The sequence below is a fragment of the Nocardiopsis sp. TSRI0078 genome, assembly GCF_001905145.1.
Lineage (GTDB): Bacteria > Actinomycetota > Actinomycetes > Streptosporangiales > Streptosporangiaceae > Nocardiopsis.
Genome location: NZ_LWLB01000006.1, coordinates 19,467 through 43,438 on the forward strand (window position 1 = coordinate 19,467; position 23,972 = coordinate 43,438).

The 23,972-nt window shown below is 71.6% G+C and carries 17 protein-coding genes; 8 read left to right on the top strand and 9 right to left on the bottom strand.

Features of this window, described 5'->3' with window-relative positions; all coding sequences use genetic code 11:
- Nucleotides 1–179 precede the first annotated feature (179 nt).
- From pulA to A6A08_RS07385, 3 genes are all read right to left on the bottom strand, one after another.
- Nucleotides 180–2,993, bottom strand: a complete 2,814-nt coding sequence (pulA, locus tag A6A08_RS07375) for a pullulanase-type alpha-1,6-glucosidase (RefSeq protein ID WP_073701793.1) — start codon at nt 2,991–2,993, stop codon at nt 180–182.
- 254 nt (nt 2,994–3,247) lie between these two features.
- Entirely contained in the window at nt 3,248–5,065 is a 1,818-nt protein-coding gene (locus tag A6A08_RS07380; protein WP_378698825.1) for a phosphoenolpyruvate carboxykinase (GTP), read from the bottom strand.
- Nucleotides 5,066–5,443: 378 nt separating this feature from the next.
- Nucleotides 5,444–6,355, bottom strand: a complete 912-nt coding sequence (locus tag A6A08_RS07385; protein WP_073701795.1) for a universal stress protein — start codon at nt 6,353–6,355, stop codon at nt 5,444–5,446.
- Between the two features lie 220 nt (nt 6,356–6,575).
- Between A6A08_RS07385 and A6A08_RS07390 the strand changes: the two genes are divergently transcribed.
- A complete protein-coding gene (locus A6A08_RS07390; RefSeq protein ID WP_073701796.1) occupies nt 6,576–7,292 on the top strand; it encodes a DUF998 domain-containing protein in 717 nt (238 codons plus the stop codon).
- Here A6A08_RS07390 and A6A08_RS07395 read toward each other — a convergent pair.
- Nucleotides 7,282–9,513: an AAA family ATPase gene (locus A6A08_RS07395; RefSeq protein WP_073701797.1), complete on the bottom strand. Its 2,232-nt coding sequence runs from the start codon at nt 9,511–9,513 to the stop codon at nt 7,282–7,284. The genes A6A08_RS07390 and A6A08_RS07395 overlap by 11 nt on opposite strands.
- 318 nt (nt 9,514–9,831) lie before the next feature.
- On the opposite strand from A6A08_RS07395, the gene A6A08_RS07400 reads away from it, so the two are divergent.
- A complete protein-coding gene (locus A6A08_RS07400) occupies nt 9,832–10,323 on the top strand; it encodes a hypothetical protein (protein ID WP_242422166.1) in 492 nt (163 codons plus the stop codon).
- A gap of 289 nt (nt 10,324–10,612) precedes the next feature.
- Complete coding sequence (locus tag A6A08_RS07405) at nt 10,613–10,960, top strand: VOC family protein (RefSeq protein WP_073701798.1); 348 nt, start codon at nt 10,613–10,615, stop codon at nt 10,958–10,960.
- Nucleotides 10,961–11,364: 404 nt separating this feature from the next.
- Here the strand turns inward: A6A08_RS07405 and coaA are convergent, their stop codons facing one another.
- Entirely contained in the window at nt 11,365–12,270 is a 906-nt protein-coding gene (coaA, locus tag A6A08_RS07410) for a type I pantothenate kinase (RefSeq protein WP_242422175.1), read from the bottom strand.
- Nucleotides 12,271–12,601: 331 nt separating this feature from the next.
- Here coaA and glmS point away from each other — a divergent pair, with 331 nt between their 5' ends.
- Entirely contained in the window at nt 12,602–14,449 is a 1,848-nt protein-coding gene (glmS, locus tag A6A08_RS07415) for a glutamine--fructose-6-phosphate transaminase (isomerizing) (protein ID WP_073701800.1), read from the top strand.
- A gap of 90 nt (nt 14,450–14,539) precedes the next feature.
- Here the strand turns inward: glmS and A6A08_RS07420 are convergent, their stop codons facing one another.
- Together A6A08_RS07420 and A6A08_RS07425 are read right to left on the bottom strand one after the other, a co-directional pair.
- On the bottom strand, nt 14,540–14,908 hold the full coding sequence (locus tag A6A08_RS07420; protein ID WP_073701801.1) for an STAS domain-containing protein: 369 nt from the start codon (nt 14,906–14,908) through the stop codon (nt 14,540–14,542).
- Between the two features lie 150 nt (nt 14,909–15,058).
- Nucleotides 15,059–15,610, bottom strand: coding sequence for an ATP-binding protein (locus A6A08_RS07425; protein WP_073701895.1), 552 nt, complete (start codon nt 15,608–15,610; stop codon nt 15,059–15,061).
- A 290-nt stretch (nt 15,611–15,900) separates the two neighbouring features.
- Between A6A08_RS07425 and A6A08_RS07430 the strand changes: the two genes are divergently transcribed.
- Both A6A08_RS07430 and A6A08_RS07435 read left to right on the top strand, forming a co-directional pair.
- On the top strand, nt 15,901–16,809 hold the full coding sequence (locus tag A6A08_RS07430; RefSeq protein WP_199866869.1) for a helix-turn-helix transcriptional regulator: 909 nt from the start codon (nt 15,901–15,903) through the stop codon (nt 16,807–16,809).
- Nucleotides 16,810–17,310: 501 nt separating this feature from the next.
- Complete coding sequence (locus tag A6A08_RS07435) at nt 17,311–17,547, top strand: DUF397 domain-containing protein (protein WP_073701802.1); 237 nt, start codon at nt 17,311–17,313, stop codon at nt 17,545–17,547.
- A 359-nt stretch (nt 17,548–17,906) separates the two neighbouring features.
- On the opposite strand, the gene A6A08_RS07440 is transcribed toward A6A08_RS07435, so the two are convergent.
- Nucleotides 17,907–19,145 (bottom strand): KamA family radical SAM protein, encoded by a 1,239-nt coding sequence (locus A6A08_RS07440; RefSeq protein WP_242422167.1) that lies wholly within the window; start codon nt 19,143–19,145, stop codon nt 17,907–17,909.
- 533 nt (nt 19,146–19,678) lie between these two features.
- On the opposite strand from A6A08_RS07440, the gene plsX reads away from it, so the two are divergent.
- Entirely contained in the window at nt 19,679–20,818 is a 1,140-nt protein-coding gene (gene plsX, locus A6A08_RS07445; protein ID WP_073701804.1) for a phosphate acyltransferase PlsX, read from the top strand.
- 233 nt (nt 20,819–21,051) lie between these two features.
- Here the strand turns inward: plsX and A6A08_RS07450 are convergent, their stop codons facing one another.
- Complete coding sequence (locus A6A08_RS07450) at nt 21,052–22,026, bottom strand: mechanosensitive ion channel family protein (protein ID WP_083608963.1); 975 nt, start codon at nt 22,024–22,026, stop codon at nt 21,052–21,054.
- A gap of 184 nt (nt 22,027–22,210) precedes the next feature.
- On the opposite strand from A6A08_RS07450, the gene argS reads away from it, so the two are divergent.
- Complete coding sequence (gene argS / locus A6A08_RS07455; RefSeq protein WP_073701805.1) at nt 22,211–23,956, top strand: arginine--tRNA ligase; 1,746 nt, start codon at nt 22,211–22,213, stop codon at nt 23,954–23,956.
- The last annotated feature ends 16 nt before the right edge of the window (nt 23,957–23,972 follow it).

A 23,972-nucleotide genomic window follows, 5' to 3' on the forward strand; every position in this document is an offset into this window, starting at 1 on the left:
GTGGCTTCCAGGAGGAGAGGGCCGGTGGGGAACGGATCCATCCGTAACACGGCCCCGGCCGCCCTTCCGGCCGAAGGTCGGAACGCCCGCAAATGTTCCCTGAGGCCGTGACCAGCACCGGCCCGCGCGAACGGGGCTTCGGCCCGGGCCGGGGTCGCATCCCCCGGCCCGGGCCCGCGTCAGTCCTCCACGAACACCGCGACGGTGCGCGGCGGCACGGTCAGGGTGCCGGTGCCCGGGTCGAAGGAGGATCCGCGCACGGTCTCGTCGGTGGACTCCGCCTGCACCGGGTGCAGGGACACGTCACCGCCCGCCAGAGCCTCCACCCTCTGCCCGACGGTCTCGGGGGTCGCGTTGAACACCGCTGTCACCGACGACCACTCACCCTCCAGGCCGGTGGTGTCCACACGCATCGTGATGACGCCGGGCAGCTCGTCGGCGCCGCTGGTCGGGAAGGACACCCGGCCTTGGACCTCCTCGGCGGTGCCCAGCGAGAACGCCGGGGTGGACTCGCGGATGAGCATCATCTCGCCGAAGCGCTCCCGGGCCGCCTCGACGGCCGCGCAGTCCGCGACGAGCGCGGGATCGGCCAGGAGCGGCCGGGCGTAGTCCCACTTGTCCTGGTTGTCCCAGGCCGGGGGCAGGCCCGCGCCGAAGTTGTTGCCGGCGGCGCAGTCCCAGTCGAGCCGGTTGAACCAGTCCCCCGAGTCGTAGGAGTTGCGGTCCAGCGACTTCGAGCGCAGTCGCTCGCTGCCCGCGTGCACGAACACAGTGCCCTGGCCGAACACCGCCGTGCCCAGGGACAGCGCCTGCATCCGCACACGGTCGCCCATCGGCGTGCCCGGTGGCAGCTTGTAGGCGAGCGCGTCGTACAGGGTCTCGTTGTCGTGCGCGTCCACGTAGGTGACCGCCTCGCCCGGGTGGAGGTTGTAGCCGGCCGGGGCGCCGTTGTAGTCCACCTCCCACCCGGTCGTCTCCTCACCGGAGGAGTCCGTGAACCGGTAGTCGCGCAGGTTGCCGGTCAGGCCCACCTTGATCAGGTCCTGGTAGCCGAGCAGCCGCGCCCGCTGCTCCTCGGCGGTGCCGTTGGCGGGCGAGCCGTTCGGGTCGGTGTAGAGCCCGGACCCGAATCCCTGTACGCGGGGGTCCGCGTCGAAGGGTCCGCCGCCGCGCACGGCGTCGCGGAGCCGGTCGTTGAACGTGCCGATGCCCGTCCCGGCCATGTTGGCCTGGGTGGCCTGCACGAACCGGGCGTCGTCGGCGACCTCGCCGAAGTTCCAGCCCTCGCCGTAGAGCAGGACCGACGAGCCGTCGACCCCGTCCTCCTCCAGGGTGAGCTCGTCCAGGGCGGCCCGGATGTCGAGCATGTTCTGCTTGGGGTGGTGCCCCATCAGGTCGAAGCGGAAGCCGTCGACCTTGTGGTCGCGGGCCCAGGTGGTCACCGAGTCCACGACGAGCTTGCCCATCATGAGGTGCTCGGGCGCCGTGTTCGGGCAGCAGGTGGACGTGGCCACGCCGCCGTCGGCCCCCAGGCGGTGGTAGTAGCCGGGGACGACGCGGTCGAGCACCGACTGCTCGTCCTGTCCGGCCTGGTGGGTGTGGTTGTAGACCACGTCCATGACCACGCGCAGCCCGGCGTCGTTGAGGCCGCCGACCATCCGGCGGAACTCGGTGACGCGCGCCGCGCCGTCCGGGTCGGTGGAGTAGGAGCCCTCGGGCACCGTGTAGTGGTACGGGTCGTAGCCCCAGTTGAAGGCGTCCTCTCCGCGGACCTGCGCGACACAGGCCTGCTGCTCCTCGGATGCGGGGCCGAAGGACTCCAGGTCGCAGGAGGGCTCGGCCCGGTCGGCGGGGTCCTCGGGCACCGAACCGATGTCGAAGGCGGGCAGCAGGTGGACGTAGTCCATGCCGTCCTCGGCCAGGGACGCGAGTTCGCGCATCCCGGCGGAGCCGGGACGGGTGAAGGCCGCGAAGGTGCCGCGCAGCTCGGCGGGGACGGTGTCGTCGGAGACCGAGTGGTCGCGCACGTGCAGCTCGTAGACCGAGGCGGCCTCCGGGGGCACCGCGGCGGGCTTGTCCTGGTGCGCCCACCCCTCGGGGGCCAGGTCCGGGTCGTCCAGGTCCACCAGGTGGGAGCGGACGGAGTCGGTGGACAGCGAGACGCTGTAGGGGTCGGTGACCCGGTTGTCCACGACGGCGCCCCGGCCCCCGTCGGCGTAGGGGGAGAACACCCGCACGTCGAAGGTGTAGAAGCGCCCGGCCCAGTCGGCCCCGCCCCGCACCGACCAGACGCCGGTCCTGTGGTCGCGCCGCATCCTCACCACGCGCGGGGTGTCGGAGGCGGAGTCGTCGTAGAGCTCCAGGCTCACGGACCGGGCGGTCGGCGCCCACAGGGAGACCGTGGGGCGGCCCTTCGCGTCCCAGACGGCTCCCAGGTCGGCGTCGGCCGCGTCGGCGTACACGTCGTCGAGGACGCCGGGGATCTGGACGCCCGTCGCGGCGGTGACCGTGCCGTCGCCGTCCCGTTCGACGACGGCGAGCTGCCCGGTGAGCGCCGTGCGCAGACGCGGCCCGTTGACCCGCTCCACGTCCAGGGCGGACAGGTCGGCCAGGTGGGGCCGGGCGGCGCGCTGGTCCTCGGTCGGGCCGTCGGGGTCCGGGGTCAGTTCCAGGGTCTCGTAGGTGCCGCCGAGCTCGCCGCCGGAGACGTCGAGGTCGGCGTCAGCGGAGGTCACGAGGGTGTAGGTGTGCCCCGGAGCGAGGTCCGCGGGCCAGAGCACGGTGCCCCGGTCGATCCAGTGGGCGCGCTGTTCGGTGAGGTCCGCTCCCACCGCCTGCCCGGTGGGCTCGGCGGGTACCGGGAGCGCGGCGGCGCTCGCGCCGAACAGGGGGAGCGCGAGGGCCGTGGCGGCCAGTCCGGCGGTGACGGCTCGGACGAGGCCGGGTCCGGGCCCGTGTGAGGGGCGGTCAGGCCGTGGGCGCGGGGGACTCATAGGGGGTGCCGGTCCTCTCGGGGGTCAGGGGTGTTGACCGGCACGTTAATGAGACCGCGCTCATTTCTGCAAGAGTTTCCACGTCTTTTCTGAAATCTTGCACTGACATGACCTCTCCGGAGCAAGGGGGCGACACGGCCCGCACCCGGTCGGCAAGCCCCTGTGCCCGGGCACACGAGAAGGGGCGCGGGCACCGTCGTGCCCGCGCCCCGAGGTGCCGGGCCCCGCGCGGAAGGGGCCGGCGGGAGGGGTCGTTACCGGCCCAGGCGGTCCAGGAGGGCGTGGTACTCGTCCCAGAGCTCGCCGGGCAGGTGGTCACCGAAGGTCTTGAAGAACTCGGGGACCAGGGCGGCCTCCTGCTTCCAGACGTCGGTGTCCACGTCCAGGACGAACTCCATGTCCTCGTCGGAGACGTCCAGGCCCTCGGTGTCGATGGCGTCGGCGGTCGGCACGCGGCCGATCGGGGTGTCGACCGCGGGGGCCTCCCCCTCCAGGCGCTCGACGATCCACTTGATGACGCGGCTGTTCTCACCGAAGCCGGGCCACACGATGCGGCCGTCGGCGTCCTTCTTGAACCAGTTGACGTAGAAGATCCGGGGCAGCTTGGACTCGTCGGCCCCCTGGCCCAGCTTCACCCAGTGCGCGAAGTAGTCGCCCATGTTGTAGCCGCAGAACGGCAGCATGGCGAAGGGGTCGCGGCGCAGCTCGCCGACGGAGCCCTCGGCGGCGGCGGTCTTCTCCGAGGAGACGTTGGCGCCCAGGTAGACACCGTGCTGCCAGCTGAAGGACTCGGTGACCAGCGGCACGGCGGAGGCGCGTCGGCCGCCGAACAGGATGGCCGAGATGGGCACGCCCGCCGGGTCCTCCCACTCGTCGGCGATGGTCGGGGCCTGGCCCGCCGGCGTGGTGAAGCGGGAGTTCGGGTGGGCCGCGGGCTCGCCTGAGTCCGGCGTCCAGGGGCGGCCCTTCCAGTCGGTGAGGCCCGCGGGCGGCTCCTCGGTCAGGCCCTCCCACCACACGTCGCCGTCGTCGGTCAGGGCGACGTTGGTGAAGATGCTGTTGCCCCACAGGGTCTTCACGGCGTTGGCGTTGGTCTTCTCGCCGGTGCCGGGGGCGACGCCGAAGAACCCGGCCTCGGGGTTGATGGCGCGCAGCCGCCCCTGCTCGTCGAAGCGCATCCAGGCGATGTCGTCGCCGACGGTCTCGACCTTCCAGCCGGGGACGGTCGGCTGGAGCATGGCGAGGTTGGTCTTGCCGCAGGCGCTCGGGAAGGCGGCGGCGACGTAGTGCGGCCGCCCCTTGGGCGGGGTGACCTTGAGGATGAGCATGTGCTCGGCCAGCCAGCCCTCGTCGCGGGCCATCACCGAGGCGATGCGCAGCGCGTAGCACTTCTTGCCGAGCAGGGCGTTGCCGCCGTAGCCGGAACCGTAGGACCAGATCTCACGGGTCTCGGGGAAGTGCGAGATGTACTTGGTGGAGTTGCACGGCCAGGGGACGTCCTGCTGGCCGGGCTCCAGCGGGGCGCCCACGGAGTGGACGGCCCTGACGAAGTCGCCGCGCTCCTCGATCAGGCGCAGGGCCGCGGTACCCATGCGGGCCATGATGCGCATGGACACCACGACGTACGGGGAGTCGGTGATCTCGACACCGAGCTGGGAGATGTCGCCGCCCAGCGGGCCCATGCAGAAGGGCACGACGTACATGGTGCGGCCGCGCATGGCGCCCCGGAAGATCTCGCCGAAGGTAGCGCGCATCTCGTCCGGCGCGATCCAGTTGTTGGTCGGGCCCGCGTCCTGCTCGCGCTCGGAGCAGATGAAGGTGCGGTCCTCGACCCGGGCGACGTCGCTCGGGTCGGACTTGCAGTAGAAGCTGTTCGGGCGTTTGTCCGGGTTCAGGCGGACGAAGGTCCCCTGCTCGACCAGCTGGTCGGTCAGTCGGGTCCACTCCTCCTCCGAACCGTCGCACCACACGATCTCGTCCGGCTGGGTGAGCTCCGCGACCTCGCGCACCCAGGAGATGAGTCCCTCGTGCTCGGTCGGTACGGCGCCCACTTCGATACCCACGGCAGTCACAGCGGCTCCTTCTCAAGGTCGAGATCTCTCGCATCATGAACGACAACCCCCCACAGTGACCAATTGGTATAGGCCAGTGGTCTACAGGTGTGACGCAGAAGGAGCGGATTCCGCCGCACAGCAGGGGATCCGAGTGGTCTACCACCGGGTAGGGGAACGCGCGTCCGGGACGTGCTCCGGTACTGTTCGGAGCCGCTTTCCCCGGTCACGGGGAGAACGGCCCACAGCGCCCGACACACCGTGCTGTTCGTCACACAAGGGGGTTCGGGCCGCGGGAGGGGGGCTAGACCTGTGCTCCGCGCCCCGGGGGCGCGGCGGGCGGACACGCCCACGTGGCCGGGCCCGGGGCCGCCCGGAAGGGCGCGGGACCGGGCCCGGTCAGCGCAGTATCGCGACGGGGCCCTCGGCGCCGTGCAGGACGGAGTGGCTCACCGAGCCGAGCAGCAGCCCGCGGAATCCCCCGCGGCCGCGGGAGCCGACCACGATGAGGTCGGCGGGCGTGGCCTCCTCCAGCAGGGCGACCACCGGATGGGCGCGCACCACCCGGGTGCGCACGGTGACCCCGGGATGGCGCAGGCGCGGCTCGGCCAGCTCGTCCTCCACCGCCTGCCGGGCGGCCTCGGCCGCGGTCTCGTCGTCGAACAGCTCCGGGGGGATGGGGCCGGTCGCGGCGGCGAAGGCCACCAGGGGCTGCCAGGCGCTCACGGCGACCAGCTCGGTGTCGGCGAAGTCGGCCTGCGCGAAGGCGAAGTCCAGGGCCCGCCTGCTGGGGTCGGACCCGTCGATGCCCACGATCACACGGCCCCGGACACCGTGCGCCGACGCGTGCTCGTGGGGCAGCACGACCACCGGGACCGGCGCGCGGGCGGCCAGTTCGATGCCGACGGAGCCGACGAAGGCGGCCGCGATCCCGCTCAGTCCGCGCGAGCCCACCACCACGGCGACGGCGCCCTCCGCCGCGGCCTCGGCGAGCAGCGCCTCCACCGGGCGGGCGTAGGACAGGCGTGTGTCCACCCGCAGTTCGGGGAAGAGCCGGGACACCCAGTCCCCCGCGTACTCCAGCAGGCGTTCGGCTCCCCGGGTGTCGGCCTCGTCCGGGGGCACGTCCCCCTCGAGGTGCGTGTGTCCGGCGAACACGCCGACGGAGGCCAGTGGCCCGGCGGCCGCGACGATCCGCACCCCGAGCCCCCGCAGCATCGCCTGGTGCGCCGACCACTCCAGCGCGTGGCGGCTGGAATCGGTTCCGTCGACCCCCACGATCACCCATCGCGTCGTGGATGCGCCGTCCATGCGTGCGCCCTTCTCGTCGATCGTTCCCTACCCGTACCCGCGTCGTCGCCGGTGTCCCCCCGATGATGCCGCGTGAACACGCACCCGTGGATAACAGTGCCGCCGCGAGTTGGGTGACGTCGGGGCAAGGAAGGCGTAGGGTCCCGAGACAACGGTGAGTTCGACAGCGCCACCGCTGGACCGTCCCATCTCTGGGGACATCCGTGGAAGAAGGGGCACTATGCCGCACTCCGCACAGTTGCACTGGGACTACAGGGACGGGAAGGTCGCGGCGGTGGCGGCCGCGATCGTGTACAGCCTCTGGGCCGTGGACGTCATCCTGCCGGGAGGCGCCGCCGTCAGCGGCGCCCTGGCCGACCAGGACGCGGGCTTCAGCAGGTTCCTGGAGAGCGCGCACCGCACCGGGGCCGTCCTGGTGATGCTCGCCGCCGGCCTGGGACTGTCACTGGGCGCGAAGGAGACCAGCGCCTGGCTGTCGGTGTCGTGGTGGTCCATGGCCGTGTTCGGCGCGGCCTCCCTGGCCGCCACGCTGTTCCCGGGGCCGTGCGTGGTCTCCACGGACGTGGTGTGCACCGCGGAGTCGCTGGCGGAGGGGATCCCCGGGGCCACCACGGCCCAGGCGCTGGTCGCGGCGGCCGCGGTCCTGGCCGCGCTGGTGGCCGTGTCCACCCTGACGGTGAACCGCTACCGGCACCACGACCGCATGTGGATGCTGTTGGCGGTCCTGGCCGTGCTCCAGCTGGTGTCGGCCGTCGCCATGCTGGTCATGGCGGTGCGGACCTACGCGACCGGGGGCGACGGCGAGGCGGGGGTCGTGTTCGGCACCCTGCAGCGCGCACACCTGGGGACCGTGGCCCTGTGGCTGCTCGCCGCGGGCCTGCTGCCCGGACCGTGGAAGCGGGTCCGGGCCACACCCCGCACCGAGATCAGCCACTGACGCGAAGGGCCTCCGGCAGGGGGCGCGCGTGCACCACGTGCAGGGTGCTGACGGCGCGGGTGAGCACCACGTAGAGCCGGTTGGCGCCGCGCTCCTCGGCCTCGACGATGGAGGCCGGCTCGGCGACCACGACCGCGTCGAACTCCAGGCCCTTGGCCAGACTGGCGGGCACCGCGACCAGGCGGCCCGCGTCCGGACCGGTGTCCGCCTCCCCCAGCAGCGGCGTGGGCAGGCCCTCGGCCTCCAGTGCCCCGCGCAGGGTCGGCAGGTCGGCGTCGGCGGCGACGAGCCCGACCGATCCCTCTCCCCCGAGCGCGGCGCGGCAGGCGTCGACCACGGACGCGGCGAGCCCGTCGGCGGCGTGTGTGAGGCGGAGCGACCCGGCCGCACGGCGCACGGAGACCGGTGCGAAGGGGTGGCTGGAGCCGGAGGCCCCCTCCTGGGGGCGGCGGGTGACGGGGGCGATGGTGGGCAGGAGCCGTGCGGCGAAGTCGATGATCTGGGCGGGGACCCGGTACCCGCGGTTCAGGACGCTCAGGTGGCCGGTGGGCTTGCCGAGGTGTTCCAGGAGCGTGGACCAGTCGGCGGTGGCCGACGGGCTGGTGCCCTGGGCGATGTCGCCGAGCACGGTGAGCGAACCGGACACGCAGCGCCGGCCGATGGCCCGGCACTGCATGGGGCTCAGGTCCTGGGCCTCGTCCACCACGATGTGGCCGAGCCCGGCGGGTCGCTCGATCAGCGCGGCGGCCTCGTCGACGAGCGCGAGGTCCTCCTCCGACCAGCGGGCCGACTTCGGGCCGCGGGGCCTGCCGGGCAGCAGGACGGCGGCCTGCTCCTCGGGGGACAGCAGCCCCTCGGCGGCGCGCGCGAGGCGCTCGGGGTCGGTGAGCAGGCCGAGGACGAGCTTGAGCGGGTCGGCCCTGGGCCACATGGCGGTGACCGCCGACCGCACGGCCGGGTCGCGGCGCACCTGTTCGTGGGTGCGGTCGTCGCACACCTCCCCCCGGCCCTCCATGAGGGACAGGACGGCGTGGGCGATGCGGTGGGAGAGGAGCTCGCGGCCGGAGCCGTAGGTGACGCCGCGCCCGGCCAGCTCGTCGAGGAGGGTGCGCAGGTCCTCGGGGTACAGGCGCCAGCGGCGTGATCCGCGGCGGACCACGAGCGCCTCCTCGGGGGTGCGCAGGTGCGACCACAGGTCGCGGCGCAGCACCTCGGCCATGCGGGCCTGGCCCTTGATCCGCGCGGCGGCGGGCTCCTCGGTGCGGCGCACCCACCCGGCGGCGGGGCGGGCGCGCTCGGGCAGCCCCTTGGTGAGCATCTCGGTGACGGTGGTCTGCCGGACGTCGACCTCGCCGAGGGCGGGCAGGACGTCGCGGATGTAGGAGAGGAAGGAGCGGTTGGGGCCCACGATCGCCACGCCGGAGCGGGAGAGGCGTTCACGCTCGGTGTAGAGGAGGAAGGCGATGCGGTGCAGGCCGACGGCGGTCTTGCCGGTGCCGGGCGCGCCCTGCACGCACAGGGTGGTGCCGAGCGGGGCGCGGACGAGGTCGTCCTGTTCGGGCTGGATGGTGGCGACGATGTCGCGCATGGGCCCGGTGCGGGGGCGCTCGATCTCGGCGCTGAGGAGTTCGCCGGCGCGCCGGTCGGCCTCGGCCGGTGTGACGGTGAGCGGCTCGTCCTCGAAGGCGGTGAGCACCGCCTCGGGGTCGGCGCGCGGTCCGCGGTCGAGGGTGGTGAAGCCGTAGCGGCGGCGCGTGCGCACGCCCATCCGGTCACTGGGCGAGGCCCGGTAGTAGGCGACGCAGACGGGCGCGCGCCAGTCCAGGACCATGGGGCGCCCGTCGGGGTCGTGGACGTGGCGGCGGCCGATGTGCACCCGGTCCGGCTCGGTTCCCGGCTCGGAGGCGGGCGCGGTGCCGTCGGAGCCGGGTGCGGGGGCCTCGGGGACGTCGTCCAGGAAGACGGTCCCGGGTTCGAAGTCGAGGCGGCCGAAGAACAGCGGGGCGCCGGGGACGTCGGCCAGGGCGGCGAGGCGGCGTTCGCGGCCGCGGCGCAGGGCGGCGTTGGTGACCTTGTCGTTGACGACGTCGCCCAGGACGAGCTCGCTGCCCTCGACGTCCTCGCGCATCCTGCGCAGGGCGTCGCGGGCGGCGGCGAGGTGGTCGCGTTCGGCCTGGAGCTCGGGGCTCACGGGCACGGCGGCGGGAACGGTCGTGGACATACGGCGACCTCGGAAAGGGGCTCGGCGGGACGGTGGCATGTGTGCGCGGGTCCCGCCCCGGCCGCCCTGGGGGCCCGGTTCGTTCCGATCCTTGGAGCGCACAGCACCCGTGGAGGGGTGCGTCCGGAAAAGAGCTACCACCCTACCCCCCGGCCGTTTCTCCGCCAAACCGGTTTCGGAGTCGTGCGGGGCCGTCCGCACGCTCCGTCCGCCGTGCCGCCGTCGGCGCGGGACCGCGCGCAGCGTCTCGGGAGGAGGGAACCGGCGCCGGCGCGGAACCGTCCGACCGTCCGAGGAGCCAGGAAGGACGGTACTCACGTGCACCAGGGTCAGGATGATCTCGTACTGCGCCCCGACCTCCGAGCGGGGTGGAGCAGGCTGGCCCTCGGGATGGTGAGCGGCGTGATCGTGACCGCCGGTGTCGCGTTCCGGGGCGGCCCGGAGGCGGCCCTGGTCGTGGGCGCCGCGTGGGTCGTGCTGTTCTCGCTGGTGGCCGCGCACGTCCACCGCGCCGGGATCATCCTGACCGCGCACGAGATCGTCCTCAAGGGCGCGTTCTTCCGGCGGCGCCGGTCACGGGCGCGTGCCGTGTGGACGGTCCGCGCGTCCGTCGTCCAGCCGCGCCAGGGTCCCTGCGACACCCTGTTCGTCCTCGACGCGCACGGCGGCGTGCTCGTCAGGGTGTACGGCGCCCACTACACGGCCGAGGACATGGACCGGCTGGTGCACGCGCTCGGGCTGCCGTGCAGCGGCCCGGAGGAACCCGTCACCCCCCCCGGCAGCTCCAGGGATACCGGCCGGGCCTCGTGACGTGGTTCGAACGGCATGCCTATCTGCTTGGCATGGCGTTCGCCGTCCTCCTGACCCTGGCCATCGCGGTGGGCGTGCTGATCGGCGTGGCCGCGACGGCGGGATGACCGCGACGGGTCCGGGAACCCCCGTTCACCGCCCGGAGTCGTCCACAGGCGTGGAAGGGCCCTGGTGCGGTGCCCGGCAGCTGTCTAGGGTCTGTTGTGGCAGTGGGCCGTGGCGGGTGCGTCTCGCTGCCGCCCGGAAGGGCTCAGGCACACCCTGCCCCCCCTACTGACAGGAGCCGTTGATGTCCGTCCGCCGAGTCGTGCCCGACGTCGGGACAGAGGCCATGGAGGAGAGCCGCGACTTCTACGGCCTTCTGGGGTTTGAGGAGGCCATGAACCTGGGCTGGGTCATGAACCTCGCCTCTCCCTCCAACCCCACGGCACAGATCATCCTCATGAGTCGCGACCGGACCGCGCCCGTCCGGCCCGGCATGAGCATCGAGGTGGACGACGTGGACGCGGTGTACGCGGCCGTGCTCGACAGCGGCGCGGAGATCGTGCACCCCCTGCAGGACGAGGAGTGGGGCGTGCGCCGGTTCTTCGCCCTCGACCCGAACGGCCGGGTGGTCAACGTCCCGGGCCACCGCTGATCCGACGAACGTTCCCGGTCGGGATCCGCTCCCACGACGGCCCCGGGCATGGTCCGGGGACGCCGCCGGGCCCCTCCAGCACGCCATGCGCCCTCGGAGCCCGCTGTGAACAGCGCCTTCGCTCCGAGCCCCGACGCAAGCCCATGAGCACGCGAGGGGCGTACCGGGTTCCACAGGAGGAGCCAAGCCGTGAGCGAGGAACGAGCGGCAGGCGTGGGCGACGACGAAGAACCCCGATTCTTGGCGCCCGGTCCCGACGCGAGCACGCGAGGGGCGTACCGGGTTCCACAGGAGGAGCCAAGCCGTGAGCGAGGAACGAGCGGCAGGCGTGGGCGACGACGAAGAACCCCGGTTCTTGGCGCCCCGAGCCCCGTCGCGAGCTTGCGAGCGCGCAGAAAACACAGTCAGGTCTTGCGCAGCCGCACCCGGCGCACGCGGTGGTCGTCGCCCTTGTACAGGACCAGCGTGGCGCGCCCCCGGGTGGGGCGGATGTTCTCCACGAGGTTGACCTCGTTGATGGTGCGCCAGGTGTTGGCGGCGAACTCCAGGGCCTCCTCCTCGCCGATGCTGGTGGCCATGTGGTGGAAGTAGGAGCGCGGGTCGGAGAAGGCGGTGCGGCGCAGCTCGCGGAAGCGGTCGAGGTACCAGGAGCGGATGTTCTCGACTTTGGCGTCCACGTAGATGGAGAAGTCGAAGAAGTCGGCCACCGCCAGGCGCCCGGCGGTGGCGGGCTGGAGGACGTTGATGCCCTCCACGATGAGGATGTCGGGGCGGCGCACGGTCTGCCGCTCGCCCGGCACGATGTCGTAGCTCAGGTGGGAGTAGACGGGGATGTCGATGCGTTCGGCGCCGGCCTTCATCTCCGACACGAAGCGCACCAGGGCCCGGCGGTCGTAGCTCTCCGGGAAGCCCTTCCGCCGCATCAGCCCCCGCGACTCCAGGACCGCGTTGGGGTGGAGGAAGTTGTCGGTACTGACCAGTTCCACGTCGGGGTGGTTGGGCCACTGGGCGAGCAGGGAGCGCAGCAGGCGCGCCGTGGTGGACTTGCCCACCGCGACACTGCCCGCGACGCCGATGATGAACGGCGAGGGGCGGTCGGACTCGCCGAGGAAGGCGCGTACCGCGGCGTGCCGCTGCTGGGTGGCGCCCACGTACAGGTTGAGCAGACGCGACATCGGCAGGTAGACGTCCCGCACGTCCTCCAGGGAGGTGGGGTCGGTGGTGCCGCGGAGCTCGGCGAGGTCCGCCTCGGTCAGGGAAAGGGGCGTGGAGGCCCTGAGCGCCGCCCAGGCCGCCCGGTCCATTTCCACATACGGCGTGGAGAAGCCGTTCTTCGTCGCGTGAGACACGAATGACCACCCTAGAGGAGGGTGTCGACCGCACCGGGCAGCCGGTCCCCCCAAGTTTCGGACCGGGTTGTCGGATGTGCCCCGAAACACACGTTCACGACATGCCCGGACAGATTTTTTACCTCCGGGTCCGCACGCGTGGAACGGTTCCACTCTGCGCCCCGCCACTCCCCCCACCTGCGCGGTCTACACCCATACACCAAATGGTCTATACCGTTACCAGCGAAAACGGCCAGTGGTATGGAGCACTGGTTGGTCGATTCAGCGCACTCCTTCGCTTACGCTGGCGCCCATGTGTGGAATCGTTGGCTACGTCGGGCCGCAACCGGCGCTTCAGGTCGTCGTGGACGGCCTCGCAAGGTTGGAGTACCGCGGATACGACTCCGCGGGTGTGGCTGTGCTGGACGGGGGCACCCTGCGCGCCGAGAAGCGCGCGGGCAAGCTCGCGAATCTGCGCCAGGCCCTGGAGGAGCGGCCGATCAGCGGGGACGGCGCCGGCATCGGCCACACGCGCTGGGCCACCCACGGTGCCCCGAACGACGTCAATGCCCACCCCCACGTGGACAACGACCGCCGCGTCGCCGTCGTCCACAACGGCATCATCGAGAACTTCGCCGCGCTGCGCGCGGAGCTGGAGGAGCAGGGCTGCAAGTTCCTCTCCGAGACCGACACCGAGGTGGCCGCGCACCTGCTCAGCACCGAGGTGGCCGCGCACGGCGACCTCGCCGCCGCCATGCGCGCGGTGTGCAAGCGCCTGGAAGGTGCGTTCACCCTCGTGGCGACCTCCGTGGACGACCCCGGGCTGGTCGTGGCCGCCCGCCGCAACTCGCCGCTGGTCGTCGGCCGCGGCCAGGGTGAGAACTTCCTGGCCAGCGACGTGGCCGCGTTCATCGCACACACCCGCGACGCGGTCGAGCTGGGCCAGGACCAGGTCGTGGAACTGCGCGCCGGCTCCGTGGCCGTCACCGACTACGACGGCAACCCCGTCGAGGTCAACGAGTACCACGTGGACTGGGACGCCTCCGCCGCCGAGAAGGGCGGCTACGACTACTTCATGCTCAAGGAGATCGTCGAGCAGCCGCGCGCGGTGGCCGACACCCTCCTCGGGCGCGTGACGGCCGACGGCCAGCTCACCCTGGACGAGATGCGCCTGACCCCCCACGAGCTGCGCTCCGTCGAGAAGATCGTCATCATCGCCTGCGGCACCTCCTACCACGCGGGCCTGATCGCCAAGTACGCGATCGAGCACTGGTGCCGTATCCCGTGCGAGGTCGAGGTGGCCAGCGAGTTCCGCTACCGGGACCCGATCCTGAACCAGCAGACCCTGGTCATCGCCATCTCCCAGTCCGGCGAGAGCATGGACACCCTGATGGCGGTCCGCTACGCCCGCGAGCAGCGCGCCAAGGTGCTGGCCATCTGCAACGTCAACGGGTCGACCATCCCGCGCGAGTCCGACGGCGTGCTGTACACGCACGCCGGCCCGGAGGTCGGCGTGGCCGCCACCAAGACCTTCCTCACCCAGCTGGCCGCCTGCTACCTGATCGGCCTGTACCTGGCCCAGGTGCGCGGGCTGAAGTTCGGCGACGAGATCAACGCCGTGATCGCCCAGCTGGCCACCATGCCCGAGCAGGTGGAGCGGGTCCTGGACACGGTGGAGCCGGTCCGCGAGCTGGCCCGGTCGCTGGCCGACGCCGACACGGTGCTGTTCCTGGGCCGCCACGTGGGCTACCCCGTGGCGATGGAGGGCGCGCTCAAGCTCAAGGAGCTGGCGTACATGCACGCCGAGGCGTTCGCCGCCGGCGAGCTCAAGCACGGCCCGATCGCGCTGATCGAGGACCAGCTGCCGGTCGTCGTCGTGGTGCCCTCCCCCAAGGGCCGCAGCGTGCTGCACGACAAGATCGTGTCCAACATCCAGGAGGTGCGCGCCCGCGGCGCCCGCACCATCGTGATCGCCGAGGAGGGCGACGAGTCGGTGCGCCCGTACTCGGACGACCTCATCGAGATCCCGGCGGTGCCGACCCTGCTTCAGCCGATCGTGTCCACGATCCCGATGCAGGTGTTCGCGTGCGAGCTGGCCCTGGCCAAGGGCAACGACGTGGACCAGCCGCGCAACCTGGCCAAGAGCGTCACGGTCGAGTAGTTCCGCGACGAGGGGGCGTGTCCGGCGGCGCCGGGCGCGCCCTCCCGTGTGTCCACGGCCGTGAGGCCGGCGCCTGCCGGTGCGCGATCGTCAGTGCGCGGCCCCGTGGCCGACACCGTCATGGCGGGTGACGGCCGCGGTGACGTCGGCATGGGTCGGCAGGACCTCCGTCAGCCCCAGGACGTCGAGGATCCGGGACAGCTGGCGGGGCGGGCAGGCCAGGAGGAGATGGTGCTGGGCCTGCGTGGCGGTATGCAGTGCGCGGACGAGGGCGTTGACGCCGGAGGCGTCGATGAAGCCCACCGCGGACAGGTCGACGACCACGCAGCCGTCGGCCGCCGCGGTCGTGATCCGGGTGAACGCCTTCTCGGCGGTGGCGATGTCGATCTCGCCGCCCAGCTCGACGACGGTGATCCCGTCACAGACGAACTGGTCCTGTTCCGTGTCCAGCACGGCCACGCCTCGCTCCCGGGATCGGGTGTAGGAAACTCTGCTCAGACGCGATCGGTCAAATGCCGATATGCGTTGACAGCCTACTCGGCCCGGGAGACGTATCGATGTCGCCCGGAGCTGCGAGGCGTTCGTTTTCGAGTACCTAAAGGGTGTGGATCAGCCTTCACCACCGCATATCGCCCAAACGATCTTGCCGCGGCCCTCGACCGGTTCCCAGCCCCATTCCCGGCTGAACGCGGAGACGAGCCCGAGGCCCCGGCCCGACTCGGCGAAATGGTGGGCGTCCACCCTGACCGGCGCCTTCTCGCTGGAATCGGCCACCATGCACACCACGGCCCCCTGCTCCCGCAGGTGGCGCAGCTGGACCACGACACGGTCGTGCCCGCGCCGGCCGCACCCGGACCGGGCGTGGCGGCAGGCGTTGCCCACGAGTTCGGAGATGATCAGGCGGACGTCCTCCGCCGCGTCCGCGACCCCCCACTCCCGGAGGGCCAGGGCGGCGAACTCACGCGCCTGGCGGACCGATTCCGGGATCGGCCCGAACGCCCTGGCGGCGGCGTCCCGTGTCCGCGCGCCCTCCCCGACGGCCACGCGGCCCAGCGGGTCGTCCCACCAGCCGCCCAGAAGGGCGTGGGACGCCTCGGCGAGGGAGGGGCGGCTCCATGATGTCTCGGATTCCAGCTCCGAAGACACGAGCTCTGCGTTCATCACGGTCCTCACGAGTGTGATGTCGGGTGACCCTGTCCGCGGGGCCATCGTGGCTTACATCTGTAAGACACAGATGCACGTGCAGATCAACGTCCGGCCTAGACTATAGGACGAAGTGGCCCTATTGGTAGATCCCTTGCCAAGAATTCACAGACGGGCACCCGCGTTTACACCAAGCACGAAGACCTCCCATAGGGCATGACCCAATCTACAAACACCCCTGTCCGTAACAAGACCCGCTGGGTATACTGAGCGGTCGCTCGCGCCAAAGCCGCTACACAGGAGGCGATGTGGTCGCCGATCACGCCAAGAATCTCCAGGCCACCCAGGATTTCCTGGCCAATTCCAGCGGCGGCCCCACCGTCCTGCGGATTCTCCTGGGAACACAGCTCCGGCGTCTGCGGCAGGAGAAGAACATCTCCCGGCACGACGCCGGATACGCCATCCGCGCCTCCCACGCCAAGATCAGCCGCATGGAGCTGGGCCAGGTCAGCTTCAAGCGCCGCGACGTGGAGGACCTGCTCAAGCTCTACGGCGTGCACGACGCGGAGCAGCGCGAGGCCCTCCTCGGCCTGATCTCCAGCGCCAACGCCCAGGGCTGGTGGCACGAGTACGGCGACGTGCTGCCGCAGTGGTTCGGTGTGTACGTGGGCCTGGAGGAGGCCGCGTCGGTCATCCGCACCTTCGAGGTCCAGTTCGTCCCCGGACTGCTCCAGAGCGAGGACTACGCGCGCTCGGTCATCCGCCTGTCCCGGACGGCCACCTCCGAGGAGGACATCGACAGCCGGGTGCAGATGCGCATGCACCGCCAGCGCAGATTCGTCGAACCGGAGGCTCCGCGCCTGTGGGCGGTCATCGACGAGGCCGTGCTGCACCGGCCCTACGGCGGCGCCGAGGTGATGCGCGGGCAGATCGAGCACCTCCTGGAGGTGGCCCGCCGCCCCAACATCACCATCCAGATCGCCACCTTCGCGATGGGAGGGCACCCCGCCGCGGGCGGCCCGTTCAGCATCCTGCGCTTCCCCACCACCGACCTGCCCGACGTGGTCTACCTGGAGCAGCTGAACAGCGCCCTGTACTTCGACAAGTACGACGACACCCACCGCTACGCGCAGACGATGGACCACCTCGCCACCCAGGCGCCGCCGCCCGGTGCCACGGAGGGCATCCTCCGCGGTTTCCTGGAGCGCTACTCCTGACCCCTCGCCGGTCCCGCCTCCCCCACCCCCTCCACCCCCGCCGCCGGTTCCCGAGCCCCTGAACGGAGTCCCCGCCTCGGGACCCGCCGGACGCTCCCCCGCCGCTTCCTCCCCCCACGCCTGGTCGCTCTCAGCGCCCGGGCGTTCGCTGTGCGCCCACCATGGGGGTTCCCATGTGGCCGCCTCCGGCCACGACCGGGAAACGATCCCCGCGGGCCGAACCTCCCCGCACCCCGCCGCGTTAGGCCTGACATGCGGTTCCGGGTTCCCATCACCCGCCGTTCTTGCATAGGTACTTACCTCGGTAAGTACGAATGCACGTGCATGGGCTACGCTTTGGCTCGCACCGGGTACGAAACAGCCCACCGGGGGACAGGCCTCCCATGCCCGAAGGTCGACGTCCACCGGCGGCCCCGGTGGTTCGACACGACGGGCGCGGCGGTCTGGACGGCCGCGTGTGGACACCCCGCTCACGAGTCCCCCGAGTTCCAGGAGGTTGAGATGTATCCGATCTACAACGGTGTTCCCGCGAGCCGTCTGCCGAAGGTCGTCTGGACCAAGAGCAGCTGGAGCAACCCGGACGGAAACTGTGTCGAGGTCGCCGCCCTTCCGGACGGGGACATCGCCGTGCGAAACTCACGGGACCCGCAGGGACCGGCACTCGTCTACACCCCGGCCGAGATCGACGCCTTCGTGCGCGGCGCCAAGACCGGCGACTTCGACGCGCTCCTGCGCTAGGCGGGATCCGGCGAGCACGCGGAGATCCGACCCCAGGCGCCTGCCCCGGGCCTGGCACCCCCACCCCTGAACCACCCCCGGAGCCGTCCCGTCGATGGCCGCCCGATCCGCCTGGCGGCCTCTCCGTCCACGACGCGGACGCGAGCGGAGCCCGGCACCGTCCCGGTGCCGGGCTCCGTTGTGTGGACCCGTGGAGTCCGGGCCCCCGGCGCGGCGCGCGCGGGGGCCCTGACTCCACCACCGATCGCCCCGGGACCGCGTTCGGGCGCCTCCCGCCCCAGGGACGCTCCAATTCCCCTGGGACGGCGAGAACGCGGCGGCGGTCCGAGAAGGAGGCGGCCGGCGGTCCGGAGGACGCGCTACAGGCGCGTGGGGTCGACCAGTCCTCCGCCGTCGGTCGGCGGCACCTCCCACGGGAGGTGGGTCGCGCCCAGGGCGGGCTTGAGGTCGAACAGCCACGCGGCCTTCTCGTCGTACTGGGCGAAGAAGGGCCTGCCGACCAGCTCCGGGTCGCGCGCCTGGATGAAGTGCAGGACGAACACCTTCTCGCCCGCCACCTCCGTGACGCCGTCGATGCACACCTTGCCCGGCGTCGCCGACATCGACGGCCCGCGCACCGTGCGGGCCAGACCGGAGACCTTCTTGTAGGCGTCGCGGAAGATGTCGTAGGCCTCGGCGAGCGGCACCGCGAAGTAGTCCTGCGGGCCGGTGTCGCGCTCGACGAACATGTAGTACGGGACCATGCCGTGGCGCAGGTGGGTACGCCACATCTCCTCCCACACGGCCGGGTCGTCGTTGATCGTGCGGATCAGCGGCGCCTGCGTGCGGATGACGGCACCGGTCGCGCGGACGCGGCGCACCGCCTCCTGCACGAGTTCGGGCTTCATCTCGTTCGGGTGGGAGAAGTGGGCCATGAACGCGAGGTTCTTGCCCGAGGCGACGACCTTCTCGAACAGGCGGAGGGTGTCGTCGGCGTCCGGGTCGGTGACGAAGCGCTGCGGCCAGTAGGCCAGCGCCTTCGTGCCGATGCGGATGGCCTCCAGGTGCTCGATCTCCAGCAGCGGCTCGATGTACTTGGAGATCACCCCCTCGCCCATGATCATCGGGTCGCCACCGGTGAACAGGACGCTGGTGACCTCGGGGTGCGAGCGGACGTACTCGACGAGCTGGTCGATCTCGCTGGAGGCGAACTTCAGGTCCGCGTCGCCCACGAACTGGGCCCAGCGGAAGCAGTACGTGCAGTACGCGTGACAGGTCTGCCCCTGCTTGGGGAAGAAGAGCACGGTCTCCTTGTACTTGTGCTGGACGCCGGGGATGGGCTCCTCGTTACCCGTCTTGGGCACGTTGAGGTCCATCTGGCCCGCGGGGTGCGGGTTCAGTCGGGCACGCACCTGGTTGGCGGCCTCGTTCAGCTCCTTGCGCGAGGCACCAGAACGCAACAGGTCGGCGATCCTGGACACGTCGTCCTGGGGCAGCATGTCGGCCTGGGGGAAGACCAGCCGGTAGATCGGATCGTCAGGAGCGGCATCCCAGTCGATCAGCTCGTCGACGACGTAGCTGTTGACCCGGAACGGCAGCACCGTGGCCACCGCCTGCACCGCGAGCCGCTCATCGGCCGCGAGACCGGCTCGCGCGGTGAGATCGTCAAGGTGTTTCGTCGTGTAGGCACGGAACCGACGTCCGGCGGACGGAGACTGTGTCGCGTCTGGCGTAACGCTCACGCCTCTCCTCTCTGCATGTGTGCAGGGCCACCCGGGGAGGTCGAACAGGGCAGCCCTGATCCGGCGGTTCCGGTGTACGGGTGCACTGGTGGGACCGCCAGAAGGGAATCGATGTGGTTGTCGCCTGCACCCGGAGCGTGATGAGACCCCAGGCCAGCGAGCGGTTATACCCCGTTTGAGGGCTTTTATCCATCATGCAGGAAGTCCAGGACTGACCTGGACATACGGGAAGCATCCTCACATGCGTGCACGAACGTGTCTGACGGCGCCGCCTCCGCGCGACCCGGTACCGTGTCACCACACCTCCCGTACGGCTCAGGCGTGCCCCCGCCGCGCCGCGGCGGCGCCCGCCCGTACGGAAACCGCGGAACGCGCGCACGCATCCACCCACCACACCCGTGAGGGAACAGTTGACTGGTACACCCGAGGTGGAGGCACCCGTCGCGGAGGCACCCGCCGCGCGCCGGACGTCCCCTCCGGTCATCGCCGTTGACGCGATGGGCGGGGACAACGCCCCCGTCGAGATCGTGCGCGGCGCCGTGCTCGCCGTCCGCGAGCTCGGTCTGCGCGTGCTGCTCGTGGGCCGGCGGGCCGAGATCGCCGCGCTGCTCGCCGAGGAGGGCGCGCTGCGCGACATCCCCGTGGTGCACGCCGAGGACGACCTGGCCATGCACGAGGGCGCCCTGGCGAGCTGGCGGCGGCCCCGCTCCAGCGCGGCCGTCTCCTGCCGCCTGATCCGCCGGGGAGACGCCGACGCCCTGGTCTCGGCCGGGTCCACCGGCGGGATCGTGGCCACCTCCACGGTGCGGCTGCGCACACAGCCGGGGGTGCTGCGCCCGGCGCTGGCGGTGACCCTGCCGACCGGTGAGACTCCGACGATCATGGTGGACGCCGGGGCCAACGCCGACGCCAAGCCGGAGATGCTGGTGCAGTTCGCGCACCTGGGCTGCGCCTACGCGCAGACGGCGTTCGGGGTGCGGCGCCCGCGTGTGGGGGTGCTGACCATCGGATCGGAGCCGGGCAAGGGCAACAAGCTCGTGCGCAGGGCGACGGAGCTGATGGCGGCCACCGCCGAGAGTTCCCCGGGGATGGACTTCCGGGGCAACATCGAGGGCCACGACCTGCTGGCGCGCAAGGTGGACGTGGTGGTGACCGACGGCCACACCGGGAACGTGGCGCTGAAGTCGGTGGAGGGCACGGCGACGTTCGCGATGGAGGCGGTCCGCCAGGCGCTCACCTCCACGACACTCGCCAAGGCGGGCGCGCTCTTGCAACGGGGAGCCCTGACGAGGCTGCGCGAGCGGCTGGACAGCGAGACCTACGGCGGCGCCGCCCTGCTGGGCCTGAACGGGACCGTGGTGATCGCGCACGGGGACAGCCGGGCCAAGGGCGTGGCACGCGCCTGCCAGCTGGCGCACGACCTGGCGGGGGGCCGGATCGGCGAGCAGATCAGGCGCCGGGTGCACACCCGCCCGCCCAACTGGCTGCACCGCCTGGCCCAGTCCGACGCACCCGCGCAGAGGAGCGGCGACCAGACCGGGGAGGGGTGAGGGCCGGGGCCGGGCGGACCAGGCCAGAGCCCGGTCATGGTGCCTCCCCCTGGCGCCGGCCGGCAGGCGCCGCGTCTGTCCGTGGCCGGGCCGGCCGTGACCGTGGTCCCCGCACCTCAGGAGTCAGAACCCGCGGCCACGGTGGCCACGTCACAGCGGAGGAGGCCGACACCTGTGGAGGTGCCGGCCTCCTGAGAGGAACGCCGGGATCCGGCGCCACGGGAGAGGGCCCCTCAGGCGGCGCTGCCGTCGCCGGACCGCATCCAGACGGTGCGCTGGGGGAACGGGATCTCGATGCCCGAGGAGTCGAGCGCCGCCTTGACGCGGCGGCGCAGCTCACGGGTCACCGCCCACTGCTCCAGCGGAACGGTCTTGACGGCCAGGCGCACGACGACACCGTCCGCGTCCAGGGACTGCACACCCCAGACGGAGGGGTCCTCCAGGAGCAGCGCCTGGAACTCCGGGTCCTCGCGCATGTCACGGCCGACCTTCTCCAGGACGCCGTAGACGGTCTCCAGGTTGGACTCGTAGGCCACGGACACGTCGAGGACGGCACGGGCCCAGTCCTGGCTGTCATTGCGCACCCGCTGGATCTCGCCGTTGCGGATGTACCACAGGCCGCCGTTGATGTCGCGGACCCGGGTGAGGCGCAGGTCCACGCTCTCGACCTCGCCGACCGCCTCGCCGAGGTCGACGAAGTCCCCCACGCCGTACTGGTCCTCGACCATGATGAGCAGGCCGGACAGGTAGTCGGCGACGAGGCTCTGGGCACCGAAGCCGATCGCCAGGCCGACCACGCCCGCGCTGGCCAGCAGCGGGCCGAGGGCGATGCCGACCTCGGCGAGCACCATCGCCAGCGCCGTCGCCACGATGACGATCGTGGCGAAACTGCTGAGCACCGAGCCGATGGTGCGGGCGCGTTGCCGACGCCGCTCATCGGACCGGGACGGGTCGCGGCGGAGGACCGCGGGGCCCCGGGCGGGACGGCCCCGCCCGTCGCGCCCCTCGCCCGGCCGCAGTACGCGTTCCACGAGCCGGGAGATCGCGCGCCTGGCCAGAGCCCGGACGATCAGCGCACCGACGACGATCAGAAGGATCCGCACGGGCACCCCGACCAGCAGGTCGACGTTGCCCTGCAACCACGCGGGCAGGGCTACCACCTGGCCTACGGCTGCGCTGTTGACTGTGTCGAGCTCGGCGGGTGCCATGGAAGATGCTCCACTGTGTTGGACGGACATGCGCGGCGACCGCCGTAGAACGTACTTGCGTTCCTTCGCACAGATCAAAGCCCGTGGGACGGATCCCCACTCCACCGCGGGCGCGCGGAACGGCCGGACGGCACCGACCCGGAACCTGGCGGGGAGGGCGCCGCCGGTCGGTACGCTGGAGTGCATGGCCGACCCGCAGGAAGTACTCTCGCGACGGGTCCAGTCCGCTCTCGGCGCCGCATTCGGCCCCGAGTTCGCCGACACCGACCCCGTCATCCGCCCGTCCCAGTTCGCCGACTACCAGGCGAACGCCGCGCTCGCGCTCGCCAAGCGACTGGGCCGAAAGCCGCGCGAGGTGTCCGCGGCGATCATGGAGCACCTGGACGTGGCCGACGTCTGCCGCGGCGTCGAGGTCAGCGGGCCGGGCTTCATCAACCTGACCCTGCGCGAGGACTGGATCGCCGACCAGGCCCGCCGGCTCCTCGACGACCCGCGCCTGGGCGTCCCGGAGCAGGAGCGCCAGAACATCCCGCTGGACTACTCCGCGCCCAACGTGGCCAAGGAGATGCACGTCGGGCACCTGCGCACCACCGTGGTCGGCGACGCGCTCGCGCGCACCCTGGAGTTCCTGGGGCACAACGTCATCCGGCAGAACCACATCGGCGACTGGGGCACCCCCTTCGGCATGCTCATCGAGCACCTGCTGGAGGTGGGCGAGGACTCCCCCGAGGCGGACCTGCTCACCACCGACCCCAACAGCTTCTACCAGGCGGCGCGCACCGAGTTCGACGCCTCAGGCCCCGGCCCGGACGAGTTCGCCGCGCGCGCCCGGCGCCGCGTGGTCTCCCTCCAGAGCGGCGACGAGGAGACGCTGCGCCTGTGGCGCAAGCTCGTCGGCCTGTCCAAGGTCTACTTCAACAAGGTCTACACCAAGCTCGGCGTGACCCTCACCGACGACGACCTCGCCGGGGAGAGCACCTACAACGACATGCTCGCCGACGTGTGCGACGAGCTGGAGTCCAAGGGCATCGCCGAGGTCAGCGACGGCGCCCTGTGCGTCTTCCTGGAGGGCTTCACCGGCCGCGAGGACAAGCCCGTCCCGCTGATCGTGCGCAAGAGCGACGGCGGCTACGGCTACGCCACCACGGACCTGGCCACCGTCCGCCACCGCGTGGACGACCTCAAGGCCGACCGCATCCTGTACGTGGTCGGCGCGCCGCAGGCCATGCACTTCAAGATGGTGTGGGCCACCGCCCGTGAGGCCGGATGGCTTCCCGAGGGCGTAGAGACCGTCCACGTGCAGATCGGCAACGTGCTCGGCAGCGACGGCAAGATCCTGCGCACCCGCAGCGGCGCCCCGGTACGCCTGGTGGCGCTGCTGGACGAGGCGGTCGAGCGGGCCGCGGCGGTCGTCGCGCAGAACCGCCCCGACCTGGACGCCGAGAGCCAGGCGGGGATCGCCCGCCAGGTGGGCATCGGCGCGGTGAAGTACGCCGACCTGTCGGTGGCGCACGACACCGAGTACACGTTCGACTTCGACCGGATGCTGGCCCTGACCGGCAACACCGGCCCCTACCTCCAGTACGCGCAGGCCCGGATCCGCTCCATCTTCCGCAAGGGCGGCCTGGACATGTCCGAGGCCAGGGGCGAGATCAGTGTCTCCGAGGACGCCGAGCGCGCCCTGGCGCTCAAGCTGCTGGAGTTCGGCGCCGTGGTGGCGCAGGTCGGCGACCTGCTCCAGCCGCACCGGCTGTCCACGTACCTGTTCGAGCTGGCGCAGTCCCTGACGGCGTTCTACGAGCACTGCCCGGTGCTGACCGCCGAGACGCGGGCCGACCGGGAGTCGCGCCTGGCGCTGGTCTCGGTGGCCTTCCGGGTCCTGGTCCGGGGCCTGGACCTGCTGGGCGTGGAGGCTCCCGAGCACATGTAGCAGCCGGGAGGGGACA

Coding starts and splice junctions, on each gene's coding strand:
- A6A08_RS07450 (WP_083608963.1), bottom strand. CDS start 22,026: ATGGCACCCGCCGAGCTCGACACAGTCAACAGCGCAGCCGTAGGCCAG.
- pulA (WP_073701793.1), bottom strand. CDS start 2,993: ATGAGTCCCCCGCGCCCACGGCCTGACCGCCCCTCACACGGGCCCGGA.
- glmS (WP_073701800.1), top strand. CDS start 12,602: ATGTGTGGAATCGTTGGCTACGTCGGGCCGCAACCGGCGCTTCAGGTC.
- argS (WP_073701805.1), top strand. CDS start 22,211: ATGGCCGACCCGCAGGAAGTACTCTCGCGACGGGTCCAGTCCGCTCTC.
- A6A08_RS07390 (WP_073701796.1), top strand. CDS start 6,576: ATGCCGCACTCCGCACAGTTGCACTGGGACTACAGGGACGGGAAGGTC.
- A6A08_RS07395 (WP_073701797.1), bottom strand. CDS start 9,513: ATGTCCACGACCGTTCCCGCCGCCGTGCCCGTGAGCCCCGAGCTCCAG.
- A6A08_RS07425 (WP_073701895.1), bottom strand. CDS start 15,610: ATGAACGCAGAGCTCGTGTCTTCGGAGCTGGAATCCGAGACATCATGG.
- A6A08_RS07435 (WP_073701802.1), top strand. CDS start 17,311: ATGTATCCGATCTACAACGGTGTTCCCGCGAGCCGTCTGCCGAAGGTC.
- A6A08_RS07385 (WP_073701795.1), bottom strand. CDS start 6,355: ATGGACGGCGCATCCACGACGCGATGGGTGATCGTGGGGGTCGACGGA.
- A6A08_RS07405 (WP_073701798.1), top strand. CDS start 10,613: ATGTCCGTCCGCCGAGTCGTGCCCGACGTCGGGACAGAGGCCATGGAG.